Below are 22,957 nucleotides of genomic sequence, written 5' to 3' on the forward strand. Positions count from 1 at the left end.
TATGGCTGAGGGTTATCCTTCCGCTTCCACCGCACTGCGTGGCCAGACGATCCGCACCCGGGCATGGCCTTCGGCAGCGATATTCTCGAAAGCCAGCCGCCCTCCGGTCCGCTCCAGCAGCGTTTTGGCGATGAATACGCCGAGCCCCAGCCCGCCGGGCTTGTTGGCGTCCGGCCCTTGGGGATCGCGCGGGCGGCTGGTGAGATAGGGTTCGCCCAGCCGGGCGATCAGCTCGGGGGCGAAGCCCGGCCCGTCATCGGTAATGGAAACCGAGACCGCATCATGATCCCAGGCCGCCTCGACCCGCACGGTGCTGCGGGCAAAATCCGTCGCATTCTCGATGAGGTTGCCCAGCCCATAAAGCAGGCCGACGCTGCGCTGGAACACCGGCGCCGGGCCGGCCGCATGTTCGGAATAGAACAGGATCGCCTTGCCGCGCCCTTCATGCGGCCGCGCAACTTCCGCCAGCAGGTCGGTCAGCGGCACGGCCGCGAAGGGATCGCCGCCATCGCTGCCCAGATTGCGCAACTTGGCCAGGATCGCCCGGCAGCGTGCTGCCTGCGCGATGATCAGTTCCACGTCATCGGCCAGATCGCTGCCCGGCTCGGCCTCGGCCCGCATTTCCTTGGCGGCGAGGGCAATGGTGGAAAGCGGCGTGCCCAATTCATGCGCGGCGGCGGCAGCCATGCCGTCCAGGGCCGACAATTGCTCCTTGCGCGAGAGGGCCAGCTCGGTCGCCGCCAGGGCGTCGGCGATCTGGCGCGCATCATGCGCCACCCGGTTGGTATAGGCCGAGATGAAGACCACGCCGCAGACGATGGAGACCCAGATGCCGATCACATAGATGCGGTTGAACACGATCCGCTCGCCCGGCGCCCAGGGCAGCGGCAGGTGCCAGACCGACAGGATCGATGCGATGACAGCCGCGAGCAGCGCGATGAGGAAGGTCGCCCGCTGCGGCAGCGTCGTCGCCGATACCGAAACTGGCGCCAGCAGCAGCAGCGAGAACGGATTGTGCAGCCCGCCGGTCAGCGCCAGCAGGCCCCCGAGCTGCAACAGGTCGAACGCCACCTGGCTGGCCGCCTGCAGCGAGGTCGGCCGGTGTGACACGCCCAGCTTCAACACCAGCCAGAGATTAAGCGCCGCCGAGAGCCCGATCAGCACGAAACATTCCAGCAGCGGCAGCGGGAAGCCGAGCCCGAAGGCCACGAAGAGCACGCCAATGGTCTGTCCACCCACAGCCAGCCAGCGCAGCAGCATCAGGGTTTGCAGCCGCAAGGGCCGCCAGGTGGAGGGCAAAGGCAGGCCGTCAGCCTGGGTCATGGACATCTTCCGGCCCCTCCAGGGCAAAAATCCACCGCCCCATAGGGAGGCAAAAACTTCATTTCAAGACCAAAAAACGCATGGGCACAGCATTGATCCTACCCCGGCATGGGCCACGTAAGGTGCATCGTGACTGGGAGAAACAACCGAAATGACCACAGCAATCATCAAACCTCAATGGTCCCCGCTGACCATCGCCCTCATGGTTATGGGCTTCATCATCTTCTGGCCCCTCGGCCTGGCCGTACTGGGCTACATCCTCTGGGGTGAAAAGTTCGGCGGCTCGCCCGAAAAGGCTCAAGCCTACTGGAACAAGGGCAAGGCCTGGTGCAGCTCCAACGCACCGCGCCACCATCGCAACCACTGGAACCGGAGTAGCGGCATGAGCTCGAGCGGCAATGCAGCCTTTGACGACTATCGCGCCGAACAGCTCAAGCGCCTCGATGAAGAGCGCGCCCGCCTCGACGCCGAGATCGATGCCTTCCACGAATATATGGCCAACCTCAACAAGGCCAAGGATCGCGAAGAATTCGATCGTTTCATGAATGAACGCCGCGGTTCGCGCCAGGGCTACGACCAGAACAAGCCCGACAATGGCGACAACAACAACGGCTGGGGCAGCAACAACGCCTAACCCCGGCCTGAGACCTCCCTCCTGAAGCCGGTCGTTTCCCGACGACTGAACTGGCGCCCTCGCAAGGGGCGCCATTTTTGTTTTGAGGACGGGGTACCACCCACGGTCACCCTTCTCCCCTTGTGGGAGAAGGTGCCCGAAGGGCGGATGAGGGGGCGCTGCGTTCTCCTTCAGCATTGAAGCATGGGATGACGCAGCCCCCTCACCCGGTTTTCCGCTGAGCGTGGAAAACGACCCTCTCCCACAAGGGGCGAGGGGTGGCCACGGTGGTTGGGGGAGTCACCGACGCAAATTCCCGCTATTATTCTCCCCGCGATTCCCCGAGCTCCCATGAACCTCTTCTTCCGCGCCAAGCCGAAAATCCCTGCCAGCACCACTATCGACATCGATGGTGCGCCGGTGACGGTTACCGTGCGCGTCAATGCGCGGGCACGCAGCTATCGGCTGTCCATTCCCCATAGCGGTGGCCCGCTGCTCACCCTGCCCCCGCATGGCAAATGGGCTGAGGCGGAGGCCTTCCTGTTGCGCCACCACAACTGGCTGGCCGCCCGCATCCGGCGCGCGCCCCAGGCCACCAGCTTCGGCGATGGCGGTATCGTGCCGCTGCGTGGCATCGATCATCGCATCATCGGTACGGGCAAGCTGCGCGGGCGCGTGGAAGTGGCCGAGGACGATGGCGCGCCGGTGCTGCTGGTGCCGGGCGAAGCGGCGCATCAGGCGCGGCGGCTCACCGACTGGCTCAAGGATGAGGCGCAGGCCGATCTTTCCGAGCGCACTGCCATTCATGCCGCGCGGCTGGGCGTGACGGTCAAGAGCGTCAGGATGCGCAGCCAGTCGAGCCGCTGGGGCTCGTGTTCGTCATCGGGCAATATCAATTACAACTGGCGGCTGGTACTGGCCCCGCCCTTCGTGCTCGACTATGTCGCCGCCCACGAAGTCGCCCATCTGGTCGAAATGAACCATTCCGCCGCCTTCTGGGCCACGGTCAAGCGGACCCTGCCCGACATGGAGAAGGGCCGCGCCTGGCTCAAGGCGCATGGGCGGCAATTGATGGCGCATGGGGGATAGGCACTCCGCCCGGGGTTAGGCCCCCGGGCGCGAAGCCATTCTAGTTCTCGCCGCTGCCGAAGATCAGGTCCATCAGCGTGCGCTGGCGCTGCGGCTCCTGATAGACGGGCTGCTGGCCAATACCGGCCGGCGGTTGCATCTGAGCCGGGGCACTGGGCACCCAGACCTGCTGGCCGGTGGCCGGATCGACCACAAGCACCATGGGCAGGCCGGTATTGGGATCGATTGGCGCCTGGCCGACGCCGGTGCTCTGCTGCTGCAGCGGATAACCGGTCACTGGATCGATGGCCTGGCCGACCACCTGCCCCACCGGCATGCCGGTCGTCGGGTCGATCTGGGTGCCGTTGGCATCCACCAGCATGCCGCCATTGCCGCCGACGGGTATGCCCGTGGCAGGATCGACCTGGGTACCGACAGGCATGCCGGTGGTCGGATCGACCATCTGGCCGGTCTGGATCGGCTGGTTGGCAGCCTGCGCGGCACTTGCCGGTACATATTGTCCCGTCGCCGGATCGAGCCGCATGAGCTGGCCCGTGGCCGGATCGGTGGCGGTCTGCACCGGCTGGCCGGTGCTCGCATCAACATATTGCGTCATGGCCTGGCCCGTTGCCGGGTCGATCGCCACCTGCCCGGTGGCCGGGTCGATCACCTGCTGGGCCACCAATTGGCCCTCATAGCTGCCGCCCGGAATCGGGGCGATGGTCTTGCCGGCATGGGCCTTGGTCATGAATTGCGACCAGATCGCTGCCGGCACATTGCCGCCCGACAAGGTGGTCTTGGTGTCATTGTCATTGCCCAGCCACACCCCGGTCACCATGGCCGAGGTATAGCCGACAAACAGCGCGTCGCGGGCATTCTGGCTGGTGCCGGTCTTGCCGGCAAATTCCCAGCCGCCCACATTGGCGCTCCGGCCGGTCCCAACCTCGACGGCGGTTTCCAGCATGTCGTTCATCTCGGCCAGGATATTGGGGGCGACGACCCGGCCGGGGCCGGCATCGGAGGCCTGATAGAGCACTTCGCCATCCTTGGACTCGATCGAGGTGATGACATTGGGGATCACCCCGATGCCGCCATTGGCGAAGGGCGCATAGGCGCTGGTCAGTTCGAGCAGATTCACTTCCTGCGTGCCGAGCGCGATCGAGGGCACGGCGGTCAGCGGCGAGGAAATGCCCATGCGGGTGGCGACATCGACCACCGCCTGCGGCGTGACATTGATGGCCAGGCGCGCCGCAACCGTGTTGAGCGAATAGGCCAGGCCCTGCCGCAGCGTCACCGTGCCGGCATATTTGCCCGACGCATTGCGCGGGCTCCAGCCGTTATAGTCGAACTGGGCATCCTCGGCCAAAGTGTCGGGCGTATAGCCTTTTTCCATGGCCGCCAGATAGACGAAGGGCTTGAAGGTCGAGCCGGGCTGCCGCTTGGCGGTGACCGCGCGGTTATACTGGCTGGCCTGGTAATCGACGCCGCCCACCATGGCGCGCACGGTGCCATCGACATCCATGGCCACCAATGCGCCCTGGCTGAAGCCGCGCTTGGGACCTTCGGAAGCCACCAGTTCCTTGACGATGAACTCGGCGTCCTTCTGCATCTTCCAGTCGATCGTGGTCTGCACCACCACGTCGCTTTCGATCTCGCCGATATAGGCGGTCATGAGGCTTTCGACCCAGTCGGCCACATAGGATTCCGAGCCGGCAATGCGCGTGCGCACGGTCTGGTCGGGGTCGATCTGGGCGGCCTGGGCCTCTTCCTGGGTGATGTAGCCGTCGCGCGCCATGGCGGCGAGCGACAGGCGCTGGCGCTCGATGGCCCGTTCGGGGCTCGACTTGGGATTGTAGGCCGATGGCGCCGGCAGGATGCCGGCCAGCATGGCGGCCTGGCCCAGCGACAGGTTACGCGCCGAAACGCCGAAATAGGTCTGCGCCGCTGCCTCGATACCTGTCGCCCCGGCGCCGAAATAGACGCGGTTCATGTAGAGTTCGAGAATTTCTTCCTTGGTGAAATTCTGCTCCAGCCACACGGCCAGAATGGCTTCCTGCACCTTGCGGCCCAGGGTCTGGTCGGGGGTGAGGAACAGGTTCTTGGCCACCTGCTGGGTAATGGTCGAGGCGCCACGGGTCACGCCGCGCGCCTGCACCATCTCGATCGCCACCGAGATGAGGCCGAGCGGATCGACACCGAAATGGCTCATAAAGCGACGGTCTTCGCTGGCGATGATGGCCGCCGGCACATAATAGGGCAATTCGCGGTAGGTCACCGCTTCGCCGCCGGTCTGGCCGCGATTGGAGATCAGGCTGCCATCGGCGGCCAGAATGCGGATATTGGGCGGGCGCTCGGGGATGGCCCAGGTATTGGACGAGGGCAACTGGGCGCCGTAATAGACGATGACGCCGATAACGGCGATGCCGCCCCAGAGGCAGGCAACGAACCCCCACCAGAGCAGGCCCATGAGAAAGCCGCCGCTGCGCGAGCGCTTCTTTTCGCCGCCGGCTGGGCCTTGCCGCGCTTCTGCCTGGGTGGTTTGGGCGGCTTGCCGCCGCCGGAGCCGCCGGCATTGCCAGGGCGTTCATCGGCTACGGAAAAGGGCATGGACTGGCCCAGGGTGGGCTCCACCCGGCCGTCGCTTCCCTTGCTGCCGCGCGCCTTGGCCTGGGGCTTGGCGCTCCGGGCCGGCTGGTTGCCAACGCGGTCATCGGCGGAAATGCGAAAATCCATCAAGCGGACCCTGAAACTGGTGCCTTTGGCCTGCTTCTACCCCTGTTCGCGCCGGATGGGAAACACGAGGTTGGCAGGCGGTAAAAGGCGGATCTGACCGGCTCATGGGTTATATTCGGGCGCGGCATCCCTGCCGAGGCGCTTCCCACGCGATCACGCAATTCTTCTCCGGGGAAATTGTGGCCGGTTTATGTGGGGTTTTGCGAGTTTGCTGGCGCTGTTGCGACAGCGTCACAGCATTGCCGGGTCGCGGCGAACCGGCTATGTGCGCCATCGTCCAGACGAAAGCCCGCAATGCTGTCTCGCCTCGCCTCGCTCCTTCTCGCCCTTCTTGCCAGCCCGGCCTTGGGCCAGGAACAGGCAATGCTCGACCGGGCATTCGACAATGCCGTTGCCACTTTCGAGACGGCGTTGCCCCGCCTTGGCGTGGACGAAGCCGGTGTCGACATCGCGGCCTATCGCGACGCGCTGACGCTGCGGCGCTTTGCCTCCAGGCATTGGGGCGGCCCCGTCACCGTCGATCTGGCTATACGCGAGACGCGCACCGGCTCCTGCACGCGCTTTGCCGCCTTTGTCCGCATCCCGCCGGAAAACGGCGTGGTGCGGCTCGTGCTCTGCCCTCAGTTCTTTTCTGATGGCGCCGATGCTTTGCGAGAGCTGACCATACTGCACGAAATGGTGCATGTCGTCGCCGGGCCAGACGAGTGTCAGGCCATGGCCTTCGCGGCCCGTATCGAACAGACCGCGAAGGGGCGGTTTACGCCGGTCGATGCCTATTGGCAGGCGAGTGGCTGTGCCGGATCGGGGTTCAGCCTGCCGTCGCGGTAGCTCTCAACGCCAGCCCAGTTCAGGCGCCACCAGCTTGACGATGCTCTCGATCACATGGGCGTTATAGTCCACGCCCAACTGGTTCGGCACGGTCAGCAGCAGCGTATCGGCCTCGGCAATGGCTTCGTCCGCCGCCAGTTCCTTGATCAGCTGTTCCGGTTCGGCAGCATAGCCGCGGCCGAAGACGGCCCGCTTTTCCGGCTCGATATAACCAAAACTGTCCTCCTCGCGCCCGCCGCCACCGAAATAGGCACGATCCATGTCATTGACCAGGGCGAAGATCGAGCGGCTGACCGAGACGCGAGATTCGTGGCTGTGGCCGGCCTCCTTCCAGGCCGCCCTATAGGCGCGGATCTGTTCGGCCTGCTGGATGTGGAAGGGCTTGCCGCTCTCGTCGAATTTCAGCGTCGAGCTCTGCAGGTGCATGCCCAGCTTGGCCGCCCAGATCGCCGTGGCGTCGGTCGCGGCGCCCCACCAGATGCGCTCGCGCAGGCCTTCGGAATGCGGTTCGAGCCGCAGCATGCCGGGCGGGTTGGGGAACATCGGCCGCGGATTGGGCTGGGCGAAGCCGTGGCCCTTGAGCACTTCGAGCAGCACTTCGGTCTGGCTGCGGGCCATATCGGCATCGGTCTGGCCTTCAGCCGGGGCATAGCCGAAATAGCGCCAGCCATCGATCACCTGCTCGGGCGAGCCACGGCTGATGCCCAATTGCAGCCTTCCGCCGGCGATGAGGTCGGCCGCGCCGGCATCCTCCGCCATATAGAGCGGGTTTTCGTAGCGCATGTCGATGACGGCGGTGCCGATCTCGATCTTGCTGGTTTTTGCCCCGATAGCCGCCAGGAGGGGAAAGGGCGAGGCCAGTTGCCGGGCAAAATGGTGCACCCGGAAATAGGCGCCATCAGCCCCCAATTCCTCGGCCGCCACGGCCAGCTCGATGGATTGCAGCAGCGCATCGCTGCCCGACCGCGTCTGTGATTGCGGCGAAGGCGACCAATGCCCGAAGGAAAGAAAGCCGATCTTTTTCATAGCAGGCCTCACGGGGTGACAGCGTCGCCACGATAGCGACCGGCCTTAGCTATGTCGCCCCCGCCGCATAACCAAGCTGGTTCTGCAGAACGCATTGTTCAGGAGCATGAACGCTGCCCGGAGTCCTCATGGTTCGCAAAGCTCACCATGAGAGTAGCCGTTGGGCGATGAGCCTAAACATCCAGATTGCTCACGCTCAGTGCATTGTCCTGGATGAAATCGCGGCGCGGTTCGACCAGGTCGCCCATCAGCGCGGTGAAGATGGAGTCGGCTTCGCCGGTCTGGTCGATCTCGACCTTGAGCAGGGTACGCGCATTGGGGTCGAGTGTGGTTTCCCAGAGCTGGGAGGCATTCATTTCGCCCAGGCCCTTGTAGCGCTGCAGCGACACGCCCTTGCGGCCGGCATCGGTCACCGCCTTGAACAGCGAGGATGGCCCGAAAATATTGATCGTCTCGCCCTTGCGGGTGAGCGTGGGCACGCCGCCATAGATTTCGTCGAGCCGCTCGGCCAATGTCCGGAGTTTGCGGGCATCGGCGCTGATCAGGAGCGCCTTGTCGAGCAGGTGACGCTCGGCCACGCCACGCACGGTACGCGAGAAGGCGAGTTCATCGGCATCGGTGACTTCGCCCGTCCAACCCTGCTCCCATTCGTCTGAAATGCGGTCGAGGCGATTGCCTACGCGCTTGAGCACCTCCGCCATCTTGTCGGCATTGGCGAGGCCATCTGGATCGAGACCGCCGACAATGGCGGCCTGTTCGACCAGGTTCCTGTTGTAGCGCGTATTGAGATTGTCGATGGCACCGACAATCCCGCGCGCCTGCTGCACGATGGCGAGCAAGTCGCTGCCGCCATGCTGGCGGCCATCGCGCGTAGTGAAGACCGCATCATCGAGCCCGGCTTCGATCAGATAATCGACCAGGGCATCTTCGTCCTTGAGATACTGTTCCGAGCGGCCGCGCATGGCTTTGTAGAGCGGCGGCTGGGCGATGTAGATATGGCCGCGCTCGATCAGTTCCGGCGTCTGCCGGTAAAAGAAGGTCAGCAGCAGTGTACGGATATGGGCGCCGTCCACGTCGGCGTCGGTCATGATGATGATCTTGTGGTAGCGCAGCTTGTCGGCATTGAATTCCTCGCGGCCGATGCCCGTGCCGAGCGCGGTGATCAGTGTGCCGACCTGGTCGGACGAGATCATGCGGTCGAAGCGTGCACGCTCGACGTTGAGGATTTTGCCGCGCAGCGGTAGCACCGCCTGGTTGGAGCGGTCACGCCCCTGCTTGGCCGAACCACCGGCCGAGTCACCCTCGACGATGAAGATTTCCGACTTGGCCGGATCGCGCTCCTGGCAATCGGCGAGCTTGCCGGGCAGGGAGGAGATTTCGAGCGCCCCCCTTGCGGCGGGTCAGTTCGCGCGCCTTGCGGGCGGCTTCGCGGGCGGCAGCCGCTTCGGCCACCTTGCCGACGATAACCCTAGCTTCGTTGGGATGCTCCTCGAACCACTGGCCCAGCTTGTCGTTGACCACATTCTCGACCACGGGCCGCACTTCGGACGAGACCAGCTTGTCCTTGGTCTGGCTGGAGAATTTCGGATCCGGCACCTTGACCGAGAGCACGCAGGTCAGGCCTTCGCGCGTGTCGTCGCCCGACAGCGTCACCTTTTCCTTTTTGGCAATACCCGAGGTTTCGGCATAGCCGGTCACCTGGCGCGTCAGTGCACCACGCAGGCCGGCCAGATGCGTGCCGCCATCGCGCTGCGGGATGTTGTTGGTAAAGCACAGCACGTTTTCGTGGTAGCTGTCGTTCCATTGCAGCGCCACCTCGACGGTGATGCCGTCCTTCTCGGCCCGCATATAGATCGGGTTCTCGAGCACCGACTGCTTGGACTTGTCGAGATAGTGCACGAAGGCTTCGAGCCCGCCCTCGTAGAACAGATCGATCTCGACCGGTTCGGGATGGCGGCGGTCGGCCAGCAGGATGTGCACGCCCGAATTGAGGAAGGCCAGCTCGCGCAGGCGATGCTCGAGCGTCTTGAAATCGAACTCGACCATGGTGAAGGTTTCGGACGACGGCATGAAGCTGACTTCGGTGCCGTTGCGGCCTTCATGGGTGCCGGTGACCTTGAGCGGGGCATCGGCCTCGCCATGGGTAAAGCTCATCTCATGGATTTCGCCGCCACTGCGGATCTTGAGCTTGAGCCAGACCGAGAGCGCGTTGACGACGGAAACGCCCACGCCATGCAGGCCGCCCGAAACCTTGTAGGAATTCTGGTCGAACTTCCCGCCGGCATGGAGCTGGGTCATGATGACCTCGGCAGCGGAAACGCCTTCTTCCTTGTGGATGCCGGTGGGAATGCCGCGGCCGTTATCGGTGACCGTGACCGAGCCATCGGCATTGAGCGTTACCGTCACCAGGTCCGCATGACCGGCCAGGGCCTCGTCGATGGCGTTGTCCACCACCTCATAGACCATGTGATGCAGGCCCGATCCGTCATCGGTATCGCCGATATACATGCCGGGGCGCTTGCGCACCGCATCGAGCCCTTTGAGCACCTTGATGCTGTCGGCACTGTAATCGTTGGGAACGGGATTTTCGCTATCGGTCATGGGGTCCGAATCAGTCGTTTTCTTGTTCGTTTCGTTCTAGCGGAGTGGGGGTATATCCCCAAGTAAAATGGGCTTTTGAGGGCGGTTTGCGGGGGATTGCAGCCTACCCCTTCGAGACCCGCCCATCGCGCACCGTCACCATCTGCGCGCGGTTTCCCAGAGCCTCGAAGAGCAGCCGGTCCGTGCCGGTCAAAAAGCACTGCGTCCCCAGCCCGTCCAGCGCCGAAAACAGCGCCCTGCGACGGTCGGGATCGAGATGGGCGGCGATTTCGTCGAGCAGAAGGAAGGGCGTGATTGACGTCCTGAGCTTCACCAGGCGCGCATGCGCCAGGATCAGACCGATAAGCAGGGCCTTCTGTTCGCCTGTCGAGCCCAAAGCGGCCGGCATGGCCTTTTGGGCATAGGTCACTTCGAGGTCCACTCTATGTGGTCCTGATATGGTGCGTCCGGCGGCCCGATCAAGCCCGCGCGCGGCCCGCCAGCGGGCGGTCAGCGCGGTTTCGAGGCCCGCCGAAGAGGCAGGCTCCGCCCCATCCTCGAACAGCGGCGTCAGCGCCAGATGGGCGGCGGGAAAACTCTCGTCATCGAGGCTCTGTTCGATCAGCGCCTGGAGATGGGTGAGGCTATCCATGCGCGCCAGGTGGATCGACGCGCCCAGTTCGGCCATCTGCGCCTCAATCGCGTCGAGCCAGGCCGCATCGCCATTGTCTTCGAGCAGGCGATTGCGCTGCCGCATGGCCTTTTCATAGTCGCCTACCGAGGCCGAGTGGCTGGGGATCAGCGTCGTCACCAGCCGGTCGAGAAAGCGCCGCCGGTCGCCGGCAGGCCCCGAAAACAGCCCGTCCATGGCCGGGGTCAGCCACAGCACGCGCAGATAGTCGCTCATCGCCTCGATGGAGCGGGCATTGGCGCCATTGATGCGCACCCGCCGCCCGCCATCGGGTGAAGCGCCGGTGCCGATATCGGCCGGCCCGTTATCAGTTTCGACCGTCGCAGCCACCGCCCAGCCAATGTCGGAGCCGTGCGCCTGCAATGTCTCGAAACTGGCCCCGCGCAATCCGCGGCCGGGCGAGAGCACCGAAATGGCTTCGAGCAGATTGGTCTTGCCGGCGCCATTGGGGCCGGTCAGCACGACATGGCGGGCATCGAGGTCGAGCGCCGCGGCTGTGTAATTGCGGAAGGCAGTGAGGCGCAGGCGGGAGAGATAGCGGGTCAAGGGCCTCAGACGCGCATCGGCATCAGCACATAAAGCGCGCGCGTCTCGCCTTCGTCCTTGACCAGCGTGGGCGAGCCCGCATCGTTGAACATGAAGACCGCGTTGTCGCTGCGGATCTGGCTGATAATGTCGAGTAGGTAGCGGGCGTTGAAGCCGATCTCGAAGCCGTCGGTGTCGAATTCCACCGCCAGTTCCTCGCTGGCCGTGCCGTGGTCCGGATTGGTCACCGACAGTTCCAGCAGGCCTTCGCGCGCCTGCAGCTTGACGGCCTTGCCGCCGCGATCCGAAGCAATGGTCGAAACGCGGTCGACGGCGGTGGCGAAGCTCGCCCGGTCGACATTCATCTGCTTGTCGTTGTTCTTGGGCGTTACCCGGTCATAGTCGGGGAAAGTGCCCTCGATCAGCTTGGAGAGCAGCACGACCGAACCCAGCGTGAAGCGGATTTTGGTGTCGCTGACTTCCACCGTCACGTCGCCCTCGGCGCCGTCGAGCAGCTTCTGCACTTCGCCCACGGTTTTCTTGGGCACGATGATACCAGGCATGCCCTGGGCGCCTGAGGGCGCCTCGATTTCGGCGCGGGCCATGCGGTGGCCGTCGGTGGCCACGGCGCGCAAAACCACGCCGACATTGCTCACATCGACGGTGTGGAAGTAGATGCCGTTGAGATAGTAGCGCGTCTCTTCATTGGAGATGGCGAATTGCGTGCGCTCGATCAGCTCGCGCAGGGCCGAGGCCGGCATGGAAAATTCGTGGCCAAAGCTGCCCGATTTGAGATCGGGGAAGCTGTCGGGCGAAAGGCAGGCGAGGTTGAAGCGCGAACGGCCGGAGGTGAGAACCATGTTCTCGCCGCCATCGGTCTCGAGCCGCACTTCGGCGCCGTCAGCCAGTTTGCGCACGATTTCGTAGAGCGTGTGCGCCGGAACGGTTGTGGTACCCGCCGTGGACACCATGGCCGGCACGCTTTCGGTTACCTCGATATCGAGGTCGGTCGCCCGCAGCTCGACCTTGTCGTCGCCGGCCTTGAACAGCACGTTGGCCAGGATGGGGTAGGTATTACGCCGCTCCACCACCCGATGCACATGGCCCAGCGACTTGAGCAGATGATTGCGTTCGAGCGTGACTTTCATGCGGGCACTTCCTGGCGGTACGCAGACGGCAAAAGCCCCGGCGAACCGGGGCTTGGACATTTACAATTCGGTGACCAAAAGGCAAGGGCAAGCGGCAGTTTTGCCAAGGGTTTTGGCTGGCTCCAGCGCAACCCTGTGCCTCACTCCTCGAGCATGCGCTTCAGCAGTTCGATTTCCTGCGCCAGTTCCACGTCGTCCTTGATCATCTGTTCGACCTTGCGAACCGAATGGAGCACCGTGGTGTGGTCGCGGCCACCGAAGCGCCGGCCAATTTCCGGCAGCGACCGCGAGGTCAGCGCCTTGGCGAGAAACATGGCGATCTGGCGCGGGCGCACCACGTCGCGCGAACGGCGCGCCGACAGCAGCTCGTTGCGCGGCACCTTGTAGTGGCGGCTGACGATCTTGAGGATGTCTTCGATGCGCACGCGGCGGGCTTCGCGTGACCGGATCAGGTCGCCCAGCGTTTTTCCGCCAGCGGCACGGTGATCAATTCGCCGGTGAGCTGGTTGGCTGCCACCAGCCGGTTGACGGCGCCATCGAGGTCGCGGCCATGGCTCACCACGGCGCGCGCGATATAGTCGATGACAGGGGCCGGGAAATGCATGCCATAGCGGGTCGCCGACTGTTCGGCGCGGCGCTGCACGATGGCCTTGCGCAGGTCGAGATCGAAGCCGGAAATCGGCACGACCAGGCCGCCGCTGAGACGCGAGCGGATGCGCTCATCGAGCATTTCGAGATCGCGCGGCGGCGCATCGCCGGCCACCACCACCTGCTTGGCCCCGGTCAGCAGCGTGCCCAGCGTATGGCCGAATTCGGTGGCCGACTTGCCCTGCAGGAACTGCATGTCGTCGATCAGCAGCAGGTCGACCCGGCGCAGCCAGTCCTTGAAGCCGAGCGCCGACTGGCGCTGCACGGCGGCAATGAAATGGTACATGAAGTGGTCGGCGGTGAGATAGACGATGTTCTTGGTCGGATCGGCCTGCTGCACCTGATGGGCAATGGCGTTGAGCAGGTGCGACTTGCCGAGCCCGACGGTGGAATGGATATAGACCGGGTTGAAGCTCACCGTATTGTTGGTGACGGCCTGGGCGATCTGGCGGGCTACGCCGAGAGCCATTTCATTGGCCGAGCCGCCCACGAAACTGTCGAATGTCATGCGCGGATCGATCGCGCTGCCGGCCAGGGCATCACCCTTGGCGGCGGAATTGTCGCGCACCAGCCGCGGCTGGCTCACCGGCGTCGGCGTGGCGGCCACGGCGGGCGCCGCAGTCTGGCTGGGTGAGGCGGGTTCTGCGGCGGGCTGCGCCAGGCGGGGGCGGGCCTGGCCGTTGACGCGCAGCGTTATCTGGATGCGGGCGACCTCTTCGGTGTCCAGCCGGAAGGCTTCGAGAATGCGGTCGGCATAGTTGGATTGTACCCAGGAGCAGAGGAAGCGCGTCGGTGCCGACAGATGCACCACATCCTCAAGCATTTCCTCGAGCTCGAGCCGGGCGAACCACGAGGTAAAGACATCTTCGCCCACACCGGCCTTGAGGCGGGCGCGCACCCGGTTCCAGAGTTCGCGCTGACCTTCGGAGCTATCGGAAGTGGCCATGACAGGTTTTTCGCCTTTCGTGTTCGGGAGGGAGGAAGAAGGATTGGCGCCGGTCCAATCGTCCCTTCCGGCGGTTACCTGTCGCATCATCGTGAAGTGCCCCATTTTCTGTTCGATCCACCCGGCCCGCAAAGCTCGGATGGCAGTCTGCCCTGTTAGTGCCGCGTATGGACTTTCTGTCCTTTGGCCACGGCTTCGCCATCACGCCCGATTCAAGCGGGCGCATTTTTTCTGCCCGGTGGACGAAACCACCGGCTTCAAACTCAACCTTGTCATGAACCCGGCCATATGGCCGAAGGCTTTACTGAAACCCTCCGGTCTAGATCAAACCGACAGCCAGCTTGCTGCCGATACAACCCCCACCGGTATGAAACAACGATGGCATCACTGCCGAGAAATTGAAAACCAACGCCCCAAAAATGACCCTGTCATCCCCGCTCGACACTCATTCGTGGTGTCCTTTTCCGGAGCTGACGAGATTACTTTAGAGGGACGATTTTGGGGCTGCAACCGTGGAATCTGCAAAATGGGGGCTTGACTCTGAGGATGTCATTTTTGCCGTCGCGGCCCTGGCAAAGTCCCCCAAACCAAGGGTCTGTGACTCAACGCAGATTCCAAACCTTAGCCCCGTTCGGCTGACAAAAAATTTATTTCCGTCTCGCCCGGATTTTGCCGCTCTGCCCCTTTCCGCAGAAGGGGGTGTTCAAAGCCAAGGTCCTGAAAACGCTTGTGAAACACGCGATGAGCGTATCCTGGCCATCCAGTCATCCAGCTGTCACACCGGCGACACAAAACCGTCAATTCGGAAAAACCTTGCGCGCTACCATACAAAGAAAAAGGGCTCCCTGGGGAGCCCGATTTCACTTGCCGTGGCTGCGCTGGAAAGGCGCCGCGGCGGAACGAATTAGACGCTGAGCGCCTTGACCCGGTTATTGAGGCGGCTGACCTTGCGGGCGGCCAGGTTGGCATGGACGATGCCCTTGGTCGCAGCACGGTTGATTTCTGGCTCGGCAGCCTTGAGGGCTTCCATGGCAACCTTGTGATCGCCGGCCACGATGGCTTCCTCGACCTTGCGGATGAAGGTGCGCACGCGCGAACGACGCGACTTGTTGACCGCGGTGCGGGCTTCGATCTTGCGGGTAGCCTTCTTGGCTGACGGCGTATTGGCCATAACGGTCCTCTTGGCGTCCAACCGGACGTTTGCACGCATTTTCGCGCTGCAGTCGTTCGGGATGAAATGAAATCGGCGGCTTTCGACTGCCGCCAAGTTGCGCGGTCTATAGGGGAAAGGCAGGGGAGCGTCAACTGGATTCAGGGGGATGGAAGAGGCTCACTAGCCCATCACCCACCATCCCCAGTTGGGGAAGGTGGGTGGGACGATATCGAGCTTGGGCCTCAGGCTGCCAGCTTGGTCCAGCGCGGAGCAATGGCCGTACCGTGGCCAAGGCCGTAGCCGAAGCGGATATTGAGCATGCCCAGCGGTTCGAGCAGGCGGGCAGCGTCCACGCCGCCGGTCTTTTCGACGGCGAAGCCGGCCTGGCTGGCGAGATCGGAGACTGCGGCAACGGCGGCCTCGTCATTGCCGGCGACGAAGACCGGCACAGAAGCCGTCTCGGCGGCGGGCAGGTCGAACAGGCCGGCAAAGATGGTGTTGAACGCCTTGACGACCTTGGCAGCGGGGGCAGCGGCCTGCACCTGCTCGGCGGCCGACGTGGTGTGGCCGATGGCGAGGCCCGAGAAATCAGCCTTTACCGGATTGGAAATGTCGATCACAACCTTGCCCGCCAGAGCCGGATTGGCGGCGGTTTCGAGTGCGGCGTCGAAGGGCAGAGCCAATACGACAATGTCGGCCTTGGCGATGGCGCCGGCCTGGTCGAGCACGGTAACACCGGCCGGCAGGGTTGAGGCGAAGGCAGTGGCGGCAGCGCTGTCGCGCGAGGCGAGCACGAGGTCAGCCTTGCCGGCGAGACGCTTGGCGAGGCCCTTGCCCATATTGCCGAGGCCCAGGATTGCGATTGTGGTCATTGGAAGTCTCCCGTGATGTGCGGTTGCGATGACCCCTAGATGCGCCCTGCCGATTGCAAAGAGAATTGCTTGTCTGATGCAAACATAATTGCATAAAAGTATCGAATGGCCGAACTCGACGAATTGCGCACCTTCATCGCCGCTGCCCGCATTGGCAGCTTTGCCCGCGCGGCGCGGCAGCTCAACCTGTCGCCCGCCATGGTGGGCCGGCGCATCCAGGGGCTGGAGCAGCGCTATGGCGCCACCCTGATCGAGCGCACCACACGCAGCCAACGGCTGACCGATGCGGGCCAGGCTTTCCTGCGGCGTGCCGAAGCGGTCATCGAGGCCACCGAGGCTTTGGGCGACTGGGGCGAGGGCGGCGCGCTGACCGGGCGGCTGCGGCTGAGCGCGCCCACGACGCTGGGCATCAGGCGGCTGCCGCCCATCATCGCGCGCTTCACCGCCACCCATCCCGGCGTGATCTTCGAAATGAGCCTCGCCAACCGGCGGGTGGACCTGGTGGCCGAGGGCTTTGACATGGCGGTGCGCATCGGCGACCTGCCCTCTTCGAGCCTGGTGGCACGGCGCATCGGTACCTACCGCTTCGTCTGCTGCGCGGCGCCGGAATTCCTGGCGCGGCATGGCGCGGTGCAGCACCCCACCGACCTGGCGCGCTGCCGCTGCGTGCTCAATCTCAATATCGTGCCCCGCAACCGCTGGAGCTTCATTGACGCGGCGGGCGAGACGCTGACCGTAGAAGTGGCGGGCGGATTCGAGATCGACAATGACGAGGCCCAGCGCATGCTGGCCATCGACGGGGCGGGCGTGGTCTATCTGCCGCGCGATCTCGTGGAGGACGATATTGCCGAAGGCCGGCTGGTGCCGTTGCTCGCCGATTGGCAATTGCCGACCATGCCCATCCACACGTTGCACCCGTCCCGGCATTTCGTGCCGCGGCGGGTCAGCACCTTCATTGCCGCGTTGGCGGAGAGCTTTCGGGGCGACTAACCCAGGTGTGCTGCCACTTCGTCCTTGGTTGGGATGGCCGGCTGGGCGCCGGGCTTCAAGCAGGCGAGGCTGGCCGCGACGGCGGCACGGCGCATGGCGGCTTCGAGATCCAGCCCGGCATCGAGCCCGGCGGCGAGATAGCCGCAGAAGGTGTCGCCGGCGCCAACCGTATCGACCGGTTTGACCGGCAGGGCGGGAACATGGACCAGCTTGCTATCGAATGCCGCCTTAGCGCCATCGCCACCCAGCGTAACGATCACCGCCTGATCGTGCGCGGCAGCCCATTCGGCCATGGCCGCGTCGAGCTCGGCCACGCCGCGGCCCGAGAGCAGTTCGAACTCTGTTTCGTTGGCGATCACGATGGACGCCTTGGGCGCGAGGGCGGCCGTGGTGTCGAGGAACGGCGCGATATTGAGGATGGTGCCGAGGCCGTTGGCTATGGCGATATCAAGCGCGCGCTCGGTGGCAGCCTGGGGGATTTCCTGCTGCAGCATCACGATGCTGCCCGTCGGCAGGTCGCCGAGTGCGGCATCGGCATCCTCGGCGGTCATGGCGCCATTGGCACCGGGCAGGATGGCGATGACGTTCTCGCCGTGGGAATCGACGAAGATCATGGCGATTCCGGTGGCCCCATCCACCACTTTCATGGCGGAAAGGTCCACACCGTCGGCTTTGAGCAGGTCCAGAGCGAGATCGGCGAAGGTGTCATTGCCGACGCCCGAGATATGGCGCACCTGCGCCCCAGCGCGGCGCGCGGCCAGAGCCTGATTGGCCCCCTTGCCGCCGGCCGCCATGGAGAAGGTGCCGCCGGCCACGGTTTCGCCCGGCTGGGGTAGGCGGCTGACAGTGCCGATCTGGTCGAGATTGGTCGAGCCGAAGACAGTGATCATGCGAGCATCTTTTCGATAGTGTTCCAGTTGCGCATCGTGTCGAGCGCGCCCTTGCCGAGTTGGGCATAGAGGGGCTTCAGCACCTCCTCGACGCCCTCCGTATAGCGCCCATTGGGCTGGCGGTAACCGGCAATGTAGATGTCGCGCGGGTCTATGCGCAGGATTTCGGTATGGCCGGGTCTGTCCTCGATCCTGAGGCCGGCCGGCAGCGGCTGATCGAACATCAGCACATGGCGCGTGACATCGGCCTTGGGGTCGAGCGTGTCGAAGGGATGCTTGTCCAGCATGGCCTTGAGTTCGGCTTGGGAGCGCAGCACCACGCCGACCTTGAAGCCGAATTGCGCTTCGATGGCCGTTTCCAGCTTTCCCTTGATGGCGTCGGCACCGCCCTCGGCTTCAAGGCGCACATTGCCGCTGGCCACCACTGTCTTGACCGCGACAAAGCCTGCTGCTTCGAGACAGGTGCGCAGCTCGGCCATCTTGACCTGGCGCTTGCCCAGATTGATGCCGCGCAGGAAGGCAAGCCAGATCGCCATCAGGCCTTCCCCTTGCCCTGCGGATAGATGGTTTCGCCGCGTGCCAGCATGTCCACGAAACCGGCAATCTTCTTCGCCCGGCTGGCCGGCGTCTTGAGGCTGATGGTGCGGAAAGTCAGCGCGAAGCGGTTTTGCGCGCTGAGCGTGGCATAGGTGGCCTGCGCCGCCGGATTGGCCTTGATGGCGGCCAGCAGATCCTCGGGCGCTTCCATCGTGGTGCGATAGGCGGCATCCCAGCGGCCATCGGCCTTGGCGAGCTCGACATGCCTCAGGCCATGCTGGGTCATGCGGCCCTCCTCGACGAGGCGGGCGACATTGTCCTTGTTGATCTGGCTCCACAGGCTTTTCGGCTTGCGGTGGGTATAGCGCTGCACGAAGGACACGTCGTCCCAGCTCTTCTTGATGGCGTCGATCCAGCCCCAGCACAGCACGACATCGATCGCCTCTACCGGTGTGATGGTCGGCTTGCCGCTGGCCTTCTTGAAGATGCGGATCCACACCTCGTCCGCGCTGTCGTGGTGCTGGGCGAGCCAGTCGTAGAAGGCCTGTTTGTCAGCGAATTCCCGGATTTTTGCCGGATCGACGATGACAGGCGCCATGGTCAGGCCTCGGTCCCGGCCGCAGCGAGAATTTCTTCAAGCTTGGGATCGAGAAGTTCGGCAGAAGGCAGTTGGATGCCGAATGGGCCGCTGAGCACTTCGCGCATCTCGGCCAGGCTGGTCAGCAACCGGCTCTCGGAGGGCTCGCCGACCGTGTGGGTGGTGAAGCGATTGTTGCGCAAGGCCAGCCGCTGTCCGCTGGGCGACAGCGCCACGCGCAATTCGCGGGTGAAGGGCGAGTCGGTCGAGAGGATGAGATTGGACGCGGCATAGTCTTCCAGGGTCCTTTCGACCGTGTCGAAGATATAGAGCGCCTTCCACGCCTCCCCGATCTTTGCTTCCAGTGTCCAGTCCGGCGCGCCGCCGGTGAGGCGGAAGGTTTCGTGCGGGGTGGCCTGTTCGGTTTCGGATTTGAGCTTGAGTGGGGCGGTCAGCGTCAGCCCGCCAAAGCCGACATCGGCAATATAGGTGGCCCCGCCAATCTCGACGGCCAGCAGCATATGCGTCGGCGGTCGGTCCACGGCGCTGGGGTCGCTCCACAGCACGCGCGCGGCGAGGCCCCGCACGGAAAAATCGAGCTCGCGCAGAACGGCCATCAGCAGCAGGTTATGCTCGTAGCAATAGCCGCCGCGCTTTTCAGTCAGTAGTTTCTTTTCGATGCTGGCCAGGTCGAGATTGACCGGCAGGCCGAGCAGCGGATTGAGATTTTCGAAGGGAATGGCTGCCGGATGCAGCGCATGGATCAGTTCGAGAGTCGCCAAGGTCGGGGCGATCGATCCGGCAAAGCCGATTCGCTCGAAATAGGCGTTCAGATTGACCTTTTGGCTCATTGGCCACCCTTGCCGCTGGTTGCGCACGGCGCGCAATATGGGCGATGCGGCCGCCGCTGTCACCGGCCGGTTTGGCGATTTAGCCGTGCTAGGGGGCTGGACAAGCCTGCGCGCGGCGCCGGAACCGACCGCAAATCAGGCGGCGTAGGCGACCCAGCCGCGGAAGCTGAGCGCGGCATAAAACAGGCTCACACCGACAAAGCCCGCCTCCCGCAACATCGCTTCTTCCTCCTCGGGCGCGATGATCGAGAGGCGTGTGCCGATGGCCTGCCGCGCCGCTTCGAGCTGGGCCAGATCGGCATCGGGGGCGGTCGGCCAGGCGACATGGCGCGCAATCCAGGCCGAACGCTCGGGCTCGCTCTGGGAGAAGCTGATATGGGCGAGCAGCAGCGGCGCGCCGGGCTTGAGGCGGCGGCGCAACTGGCGCAGCGTCCCGAGCCGCTCCTCACGCGGAATGAAGTGGAAGGTGAGGAGGCTCACCGCGCCGTCGAACGGCCCATCGGGTGCGACATCGACATAGCCTTCATGCAGTTGAATGCGGTCGCTGTGCGGAGCAACGGCCTGTTGGGCCAGGCCCAGCATGGCGGCGGATGGGTCGACACCATGAAACGACCAGCCGGCATGCGCATCGGCCAGCGCCTTGAGCTCCAGCCCGCCACCGGCGCCCAGCACCAGCACGCTGCCATTGGCCGGCACGCGCTCGGCCAGCAGCATTGAGACCATGCGATGGAGGCTGGCAAAGCCCGGTACCTGCCGCGGCGGACCTTCGGCATAGGAGGGGGAGGCGTAACTGCCAAAGGCGTTGGGTTTCATGTTCGGACCATGCGTGATTAAATGTAACTATTATTGTTACATGAAAATCCGAGCGAGGCGAGGCCTTTCATTGTAGGGTTGCCCCATGGATTCCATACTCAACGCAGCAGCTTTGGCGCTGGCCACCGGCGATGTGCTGGGCGCCCTCAATCGGGTCGCCTTGCGAGACGACCCGGCGGCACTGGCGCTGCGCGGCATCGCCATGGCGCAACTGGGCGACCTGGCGCGGGCCCGGGAGCTGCTGAAACAGGCGGCCCGCGGCTTCGGCCGGCAAGAATCGGTGGCGCGTGCCCGCTGCATTCTCGCCGAGGCCGAGATCGCACTGGTGTCGCGCGACCTGGCTTGGCCGGAGCGCTGGCTGGAAGGCGCCAGGGAGGTGCTGGCGAGCCGGGGCGACCGCGCCAATGCGGCCCATGCCGGCATTATCGAGGCGCGCCGCCACCTGCTGCTGGGCCATCTCGACCGCGCGGACGAACGATTGGCGACATTCGCGCCCGAGACGCTGCCGCCGGCCCTGCTGGCCGCCTATTGGCTGGTCCATGCCGGCACGAATATCAGGCGCCTGCAGATCGCATCGGCGCGGCAGGCCCTGCAGCAAGCCGGAGCCGCGGCGCGCCGGTCTGGGATAGCGGGGCTGATGGCAGAGGTGGAGGCGGCAAGCCTGCCGCTGGACAGCCCAGCCGCCCTGTTGCGCCGCCATGGCGTCGAGACCGCAGTTTCGCTGGACGAGGTGGAGGCGCTGCTGGCATCCGACACCCTGGTCGCCGACGCCACCCGCAATGCCCTGCGCCAGGGTGGCGAGACGATTTCGCTGGCGACGCGGCCGGTGCTGTTCGCCCTGTTGCGCACGCTGGCCGAAGCCTGGCCCGGCGATGCATCACGCGAGACGCTGCTTAAGCGTGCCTTCCATGCCCGCCATGCCGATGAATCGCATCGCGCCCGGCTGCGCGTGGAGATGACCCGGCTGCGCCAGCTCATCGCGCCGCTGGCCGATATATCAGCGACGCCGGCCGGATTTCGCCTGGTGCCGAAACGGGGCGAGGCAGCGGTGCTGGTCTTTCCACTGGAAGACCAGAGCGCTGCCGTCATGGCGCTGCTGGCCGATGGCGAATTGTGGTCGAGCTCGGCGCTGGCACTGGTGCTCGATACCAGCGCTCGTACCGTCCAGCGGGCGCTGCAGGCTTTGCAGCAGGCCGGGAAAGTCGATTCTATCGGGCGTGGCCGCGCCCAACGCTGGACCATGCTGACCCTGCCCGGCTTTCCCACAACCCTGCTGCTGCCGGGCGCCGGGTAGTATCAGGTGCGGCGGACGATATGGACCTTGCCGCTCTCGCCGCCACCGCAGAAGAAGCGATCGGCACCATCGGATTCGACGCCCGAAACGCTGATGCCCGGCATGTCGAGGCTGACAAGCACATTGCCATTGGCCGGGTCGATGCGGGCGATGCCGCCATCGCCATCGTCCGAATAGCCATGCCACAATTCGCCATCGACCCAGGTCACGCCCGTGACGAAGCGATTGGTCTGGATGGTGCGTTGCACGGCGCCCGTATCGGGATTGATCTGTATGATCTGGCGTTCGCGATACTGGCCGACCCAGAGCGAGCCGTCGGCCCAGGCCAGACCCGAATCCTTGCCGGCGCCCGGCGCCGGTATGGTGCCGACGACTTTGCCGGTCTGCGGGTCGACCTTGTGGATGACGGCATCGGATACCTGGTAGAGGTGCCGCCCGTCATAGGCGGTGCCCGCATGGGCGGGCACGTCGAAGGCGGCGATTTCGGCTCCGGTGGCCGGATCGAACGAGCGCATCCGGTCACCCGTGGCGGCCCAGACATGGCGGCCATCATAGCTGACCCCATTCACGGCCCCGCCGGCATTGCCGACGAACTCGCCCACGATTTCTGCTCGCTTGTTCATGCCGACTGTCCTTTCGAGGTGTCCGGACGAAGCCGCTCTGCCACGAATAGCTCGATACTATCGCGGAATGTGCCGACATCGGCCAGCCGGTGATCGTCGAGTGAACGCAGCGTATTGATAGTGTGACGCTCGAAGCGCCATTGGCGATAGCGATTGATCCAAGATCGAAACATGATCATCTCCTCTGCAAGTGGCCAAAATCGGCCAGTGGCAAAGGTCTAGCAGCGC

22 protein-coding genes and 1 pseudogene are annotated in these 22,957 nt (G+C 64.5%); 6 read left to right on the forward strand and 17 right to left on the reverse strand.

Features of this window, described 5'->3' with window-relative positions:
* Positions 1-12: 12 nt before the first annotated feature.
* On the reverse strand, positions 13-1,323 hold the full coding sequence (locus tag FPZ08_RS17160; RefSeq protein WP_146291239.1) for an ActS/PrrB/RegB family redox-sensitive histidine kinase: 1,311 nt from the start codon (positions 1,321-1,323) through the stop codon (positions 13-15).
* Positions 1,324-1,474: 151 nt separating this feature from the next.
* On the opposite strand from FPZ08_RS17160, the gene FPZ08_RS17165 reads away from it, so the two are divergent.
* Together FPZ08_RS17165 and FPZ08_RS17170 are read left to right on the forward strand one after the other, a co-directional pair.
* Positions 1,475-1,957: a DUF2852 domain-containing protein gene (locus FPZ08_RS17165; protein ID WP_146291241.1), complete on the forward strand. Its 483-nt coding sequence runs from the start codon at positions 1,475-1,477 to the stop codon at positions 1,955-1,957.
* 330 nt (positions 1,958-2,287) lie between these two features.
* Complete coding sequence (locus tag FPZ08_RS17170; protein ID WP_146291243.1) at positions 2,288-3,025, forward strand: M48 family metallopeptidase; 738 nt, start codon at positions 2,288-2,290, stop codon at positions 3,023-3,025.
* Between the two features lie 40 nt (positions 3,026-3,065).
* On the opposite strand, the gene FPZ08_RS17175 is transcribed toward FPZ08_RS17170, so the two are convergent.
* Positions 3,066-5,471, reverse strand: a complete 2,406-nt coding sequence (locus FPZ08_RS17175) for a transglycosylase domain-containing protein (protein WP_146291245.1) — start codon at positions 5,469-5,471, stop codon at positions 3,066-3,068.
* A gap of 560 nt (positions 5,472-6,031) precedes the next feature.
* Here FPZ08_RS17175 and FPZ08_RS17180 point away from each other — a divergent pair.
* Positions 6,032-6,565 (forward strand): M35 family metalloendopeptidase, encoded by a 534-nt coding sequence (locus FPZ08_RS17180; protein WP_146291248.1) that lies wholly within the window; start codon positions 6,032-6,034, stop codon positions 6,563-6,565.
* A 3-nt stretch (positions 6,566-6,568) separates the two neighbouring features.
* On the opposite strand, the gene FPZ08_RS17185 is transcribed toward FPZ08_RS17180, so the two are convergent.
* The 6 genes and pseudogenes from FPZ08_RS17185 to FPZ08_RS17205 form a co-directional block, all read right to left on the reverse strand.
* Entirely contained in the window at positions 6,569-7,591 is a 1,023-nt protein-coding gene (locus tag FPZ08_RS17185; protein ID WP_146291250.1) for an LLM class flavin-dependent oxidoreductase, read from the reverse strand.
* Between the two features lie 173 nt (positions 7,592-7,764).
* A pseudogene (gyrB, locus tag FPZ08_RS22685) lies at positions 7,765-10,192 on the reverse strand (DNA topoisomerase (ATP-hydrolyzing) subunit B).
* A 103-nt stretch (positions 10,193-10,295) separates the two neighbouring features.
* A complete protein-coding gene (recF, locus tag FPZ08_RS17195; RefSeq protein ID WP_146291252.1) occupies positions 10,296-11,408 on the reverse strand; it encodes a DNA replication/repair protein RecF in 1,113 nt (370 codons plus the stop codon).
* Between the two features lie 5 nt (positions 11,409-11,413).
* Positions 11,414-12,535: a DNA polymerase III subunit beta gene (dnaN, locus tag FPZ08_RS17200; protein ID WP_146291254.1), complete on the reverse strand. Its 1,122-nt coding sequence runs from the start codon at positions 12,533-12,535 to the stop codon at positions 11,414-11,416.
* A 140-nt stretch (positions 12,536-12,675) separates the two neighbouring features.
* Positions 12,676-12,960, reverse strand: coding sequence for a helix-turn-helix domain-containing protein (locus tag FPZ08_RS22840; RefSeq protein ID WP_342780140.1), 285 nt, complete (start codon positions 12,958-12,960; stop codon positions 12,676-12,678).
* Positions 12,961-12,983: 23 nt separating this feature from the next.
* Entirely contained in the window at positions 12,984-14,129 is a 1,146-nt protein-coding gene (locus tag FPZ08_RS17205) for a DnaA ATPase domain-containing protein (protein WP_342780141.1), read from the reverse strand.
* On the opposite strand from FPZ08_RS17205, the gene FPZ08_RS17210 reads away from it, so the two are divergent.
* A complete protein-coding gene (locus tag FPZ08_RS17210; RefSeq protein ID WP_146291256.1) occupies positions 14,128-14,667 on the forward strand; it encodes a hypothetical protein in 540 nt (179 codons plus the stop codon). The two genes, FPZ08_RS17205 and FPZ08_RS17210, sit on opposite strands and share 2 nt — an antisense overlap.
* A 366-nt stretch (positions 14,668-15,033) precedes the next feature.
* On the opposite strand, the gene rpsT is transcribed toward FPZ08_RS17210, so the two are convergent.
* Positions 15,034-15,300, reverse strand: a complete 267-nt coding sequence (gene rpsT / locus FPZ08_RS17215; protein WP_056255689.1) for a 30S ribosomal protein S20 — start codon at positions 15,298-15,300, stop codon at positions 15,034-15,036.
* A 224-nt stretch (positions 15,301-15,524) separates the two neighbouring features.
* Complete coding sequence (locus FPZ08_RS17220) at positions 15,525-16,154, reverse strand: NADPH-dependent F420 reductase (protein WP_146291258.1); 630 nt, start codon at positions 16,152-16,154, stop codon at positions 15,525-15,527.
* Positions 16,155-16,259: 105 nt separating this feature from the next.
* Between FPZ08_RS17220 and FPZ08_RS17225 the strand changes: the two genes are divergently transcribed.
* On the forward strand, positions 16,260-17,144 hold the full coding sequence (locus tag FPZ08_RS17225; RefSeq protein ID WP_146291260.1) for a LysR family transcriptional regulator: 885 nt from the start codon (positions 16,260-16,262) through the stop codon (positions 17,142-17,144).
* Here the strand turns inward: FPZ08_RS17225 and FPZ08_RS17230 are convergent.
* The 5 genes from FPZ08_RS17230 to FPZ08_RS17250 form a co-directional block, all read right to left on the reverse strand.
* Positions 17,141-18,034: a ribokinase gene (locus FPZ08_RS17230; RefSeq protein ID WP_146291262.1), complete on the reverse strand. Its 894-nt coding sequence runs from the start codon at positions 18,032-18,034 to the stop codon at positions 17,141-17,143. The two genes, FPZ08_RS17225 and FPZ08_RS17230, sit on opposite strands and share 4 nt — an antisense overlap.
* Positions 18,031-18,570, reverse strand: a complete 540-nt coding sequence (locus FPZ08_RS17235; RefSeq protein WP_146291264.1) for a DUF1697 domain-containing protein — start codon at positions 18,568-18,570, stop codon at positions 18,031-18,033. The genes FPZ08_RS17230 and FPZ08_RS17235 overlap by 4 nt, the downstream gene beginning before the upstream one ends.
* The gene (locus FPZ08_RS17240) at positions 18,570-19,169 is read right to left on the reverse strand and encodes a YdeI/OmpD-associated family protein (protein WP_146291266.1); all 600 of its coding nucleotides are present in this window, start codon (positions 19,167-19,169) and stop codon (positions 18,570-18,572) included. The genes FPZ08_RS17235 and FPZ08_RS17240 overlap by 1 nt, the downstream gene beginning before the upstream one ends.
* Positions 19,170-19,171: 2 nt before the next feature.
* Entirely contained in the window at positions 19,172-19,999 is an 828-nt protein-coding gene (locus FPZ08_RS17245) for an arylamine N-acetyltransferase family protein (protein WP_146291268.1), read from the reverse strand.
* 135 nt (positions 20,000-20,134) lie between these two features.
* Positions 20,135-20,812: a class I SAM-dependent methyltransferase gene (locus tag FPZ08_RS17250; protein WP_146291270.1), complete on the reverse strand. Its 678-nt coding sequence runs from the start codon at positions 20,810-20,812 to the stop codon at positions 20,135-20,137.
* Positions 20,813-20,897: 85 nt separating this feature from the next.
* Between FPZ08_RS17250 and FPZ08_RS17255 the strand changes: the two genes are divergently transcribed.
* The gene (locus FPZ08_RS17255) at positions 20,898-22,106 is read left to right on the forward strand and encodes a helix-turn-helix domain-containing protein (RefSeq protein ID WP_146291272.1); all 1,209 of its coding nucleotides are present in this window, start codon (positions 20,898-20,900) and stop codon (positions 22,104-22,106) included.
* Positions 22,107-22,108: 2 nt separating this feature from the next.
* On the opposite strand, the gene FPZ08_RS17260 is transcribed toward FPZ08_RS17255, so the two are convergent.
* Both FPZ08_RS17260 and FPZ08_RS17265 read right to left on the reverse strand, forming a co-directional pair.
* Positions 22,109-22,729 carry a Vgb family protein gene (locus tag FPZ08_RS17260; protein WP_146291274.1) on the reverse strand — a complete coding sequence of 207 codons (621 nt, stop codon included), beginning with the start codon at positions 22,727-22,729 and terminating at the stop codon, positions 22,109-22,111.
* The gene (locus tag FPZ08_RS17265; RefSeq protein WP_186767060.1) at positions 22,726-22,902 is read right to left on the reverse strand and encodes a YjiS-like domain-containing protein; all 177 of its coding nucleotides are present in this window, start codon (positions 22,900-22,902) and stop codon (positions 22,726-22,728) included. Before FPZ08_RS17265 ends, FPZ08_RS17260 begins: the two co-directional genes overlap by 4 nt.
* Between the last annotated feature and the right edge of the window lie 55 nt (positions 22,903-22,957).

The organism is Devosia ginsengisoli (assembly GCF_007859655.1).
Lineage (GTDB): Bacteria > Pseudomonadota > Alphaproteobacteria > Rhizobiales > Devosiaceae > Devosia > Devosia ginsengisoli.

Coding starts and splice junctions, on each gene's coding strand:
- FPZ08_RS17160 (WP_146291239.1), bottom strand. CDS start 1,323: ATGACCCAGGCTGACGGCCTGCCTTTGCCCTCCACCTGGCGGCCCTTG.
- FPZ08_RS17165 (WP_146291241.1), top strand. CDS start 1,475: ATGACCACAGCAATCATCAAACCTCAATGGTCCCCGCTGACCATCGCC.
- FPZ08_RS17170 (WP_146291243.1), top strand. CDS start 2,288: ATGAACCTCTTCTTCCGCGCCAAGCCGAAAATCCCTGCCAGCACCACT.
- FPZ08_RS17175 (WP_146291245.1), bottom strand. CDS start 5,471: ATGGGCCTGCTCTGGTGGGGGTTCGTTGCCTGCCTCTGGGGCGGCATC.
- FPZ08_RS17180 (WP_146291248.1), top strand. CDS start 6,032: ATGCTGTCTCGCCTCGCCTCGCTCCTTCTCGCCCTTCTTGCCAGCCCG.
- FPZ08_RS17185 (WP_146291250.1), bottom strand. CDS start 7,591: ATGAAAAAGATCGGCTTTCTTTCCTTCGGGCATTGGTCGCCTTCGCCG.
- dnaN (WP_146291254.1), bottom strand. CDS start 12,535: ATGAAAGTCACGCTCGAACGCAATCATCTGCTCAAGTCGCTGGGCCAT.
- FPZ08_RS17210 (WP_146291256.1), top strand. CDS start 14,128: ATGACAGGTTTTTCGCCTTTCGTGTTCGGGAGGGAGGAAGAAGGATTG.
- FPZ08_RS17205 (WP_342780141.1), bottom strand. CDS start 14,129: ATGGCCACTTCCGATAGCTCCGAAGGTCAGCGCGAACTCTGGAACCGG.
- rpsT (WP_056255689.1), bottom strand. CDS start 15,300: ATGGCCAATACGCCGTCAGCCAAGAAGGCTACCCGCAAGATCGAAGCC.
- FPZ08_RS17220 (WP_146291258.1), bottom strand. CDS start 16,154: ATGACCACAATCGCAATCCTGGGCCTCGGCAATATGGGCAAGGGCCTC.
- FPZ08_RS17225 (WP_146291260.1), top strand. CDS start 16,260: ATGGCCGAACTCGACGAATTGCGCACCTTCATCGCCGCTGCCCGCATT.
- FPZ08_RS17230 (WP_146291262.1), bottom strand. CDS start 18,034: ATGATCACTGTCTTCGGCTCGACCAATCTCGACCAGATCGGCACTGTC.
- FPZ08_RS17235 (WP_146291264.1), bottom strand. CDS start 18,570: ATGGCGATCTGGCTTGCCTTCCTGCGCGGCATCAATCTGGGCAAGCGC.
- FPZ08_RS17240 (WP_146291266.1), bottom strand. CDS start 19,169: ATGGCGCCTGTCATCGTCGATCCGGCAAAAATCCGGGAATTCGCTGAC.
- FPZ08_RS17245 (WP_146291268.1), bottom strand. CDS start 19,999: ATGAGCCAAAAGGTCAATCTGAACGCCTATTTCGAGCGAATCGGCTTT.
- FPZ08_RS17250 (WP_146291270.1), bottom strand. CDS start 20,812: ATGAAACCCAACGCCTTTGGCAGTTACGCCTCCCCCTCCTATGCCGAA.
- FPZ08_RS17255 (WP_146291272.1), top strand. CDS start 20,898: ATGGATTCCATACTCAACGCAGCAGCTTTGGCGCTGGCCACCGGCGAT.
- FPZ08_RS17260 (WP_146291274.1), bottom strand. CDS start 22,729: ATGAACAAGCGAGCAGAAATCGTGGGCGAGTTCGTCGGCAATGCCGGC.
- FPZ08_RS17265 (WP_186767060.1), bottom strand. CDS start 22,902: ATGTTTCGATCTTGGATCAATCGCTATCGCCAATGGCGCTTCGAGCGT.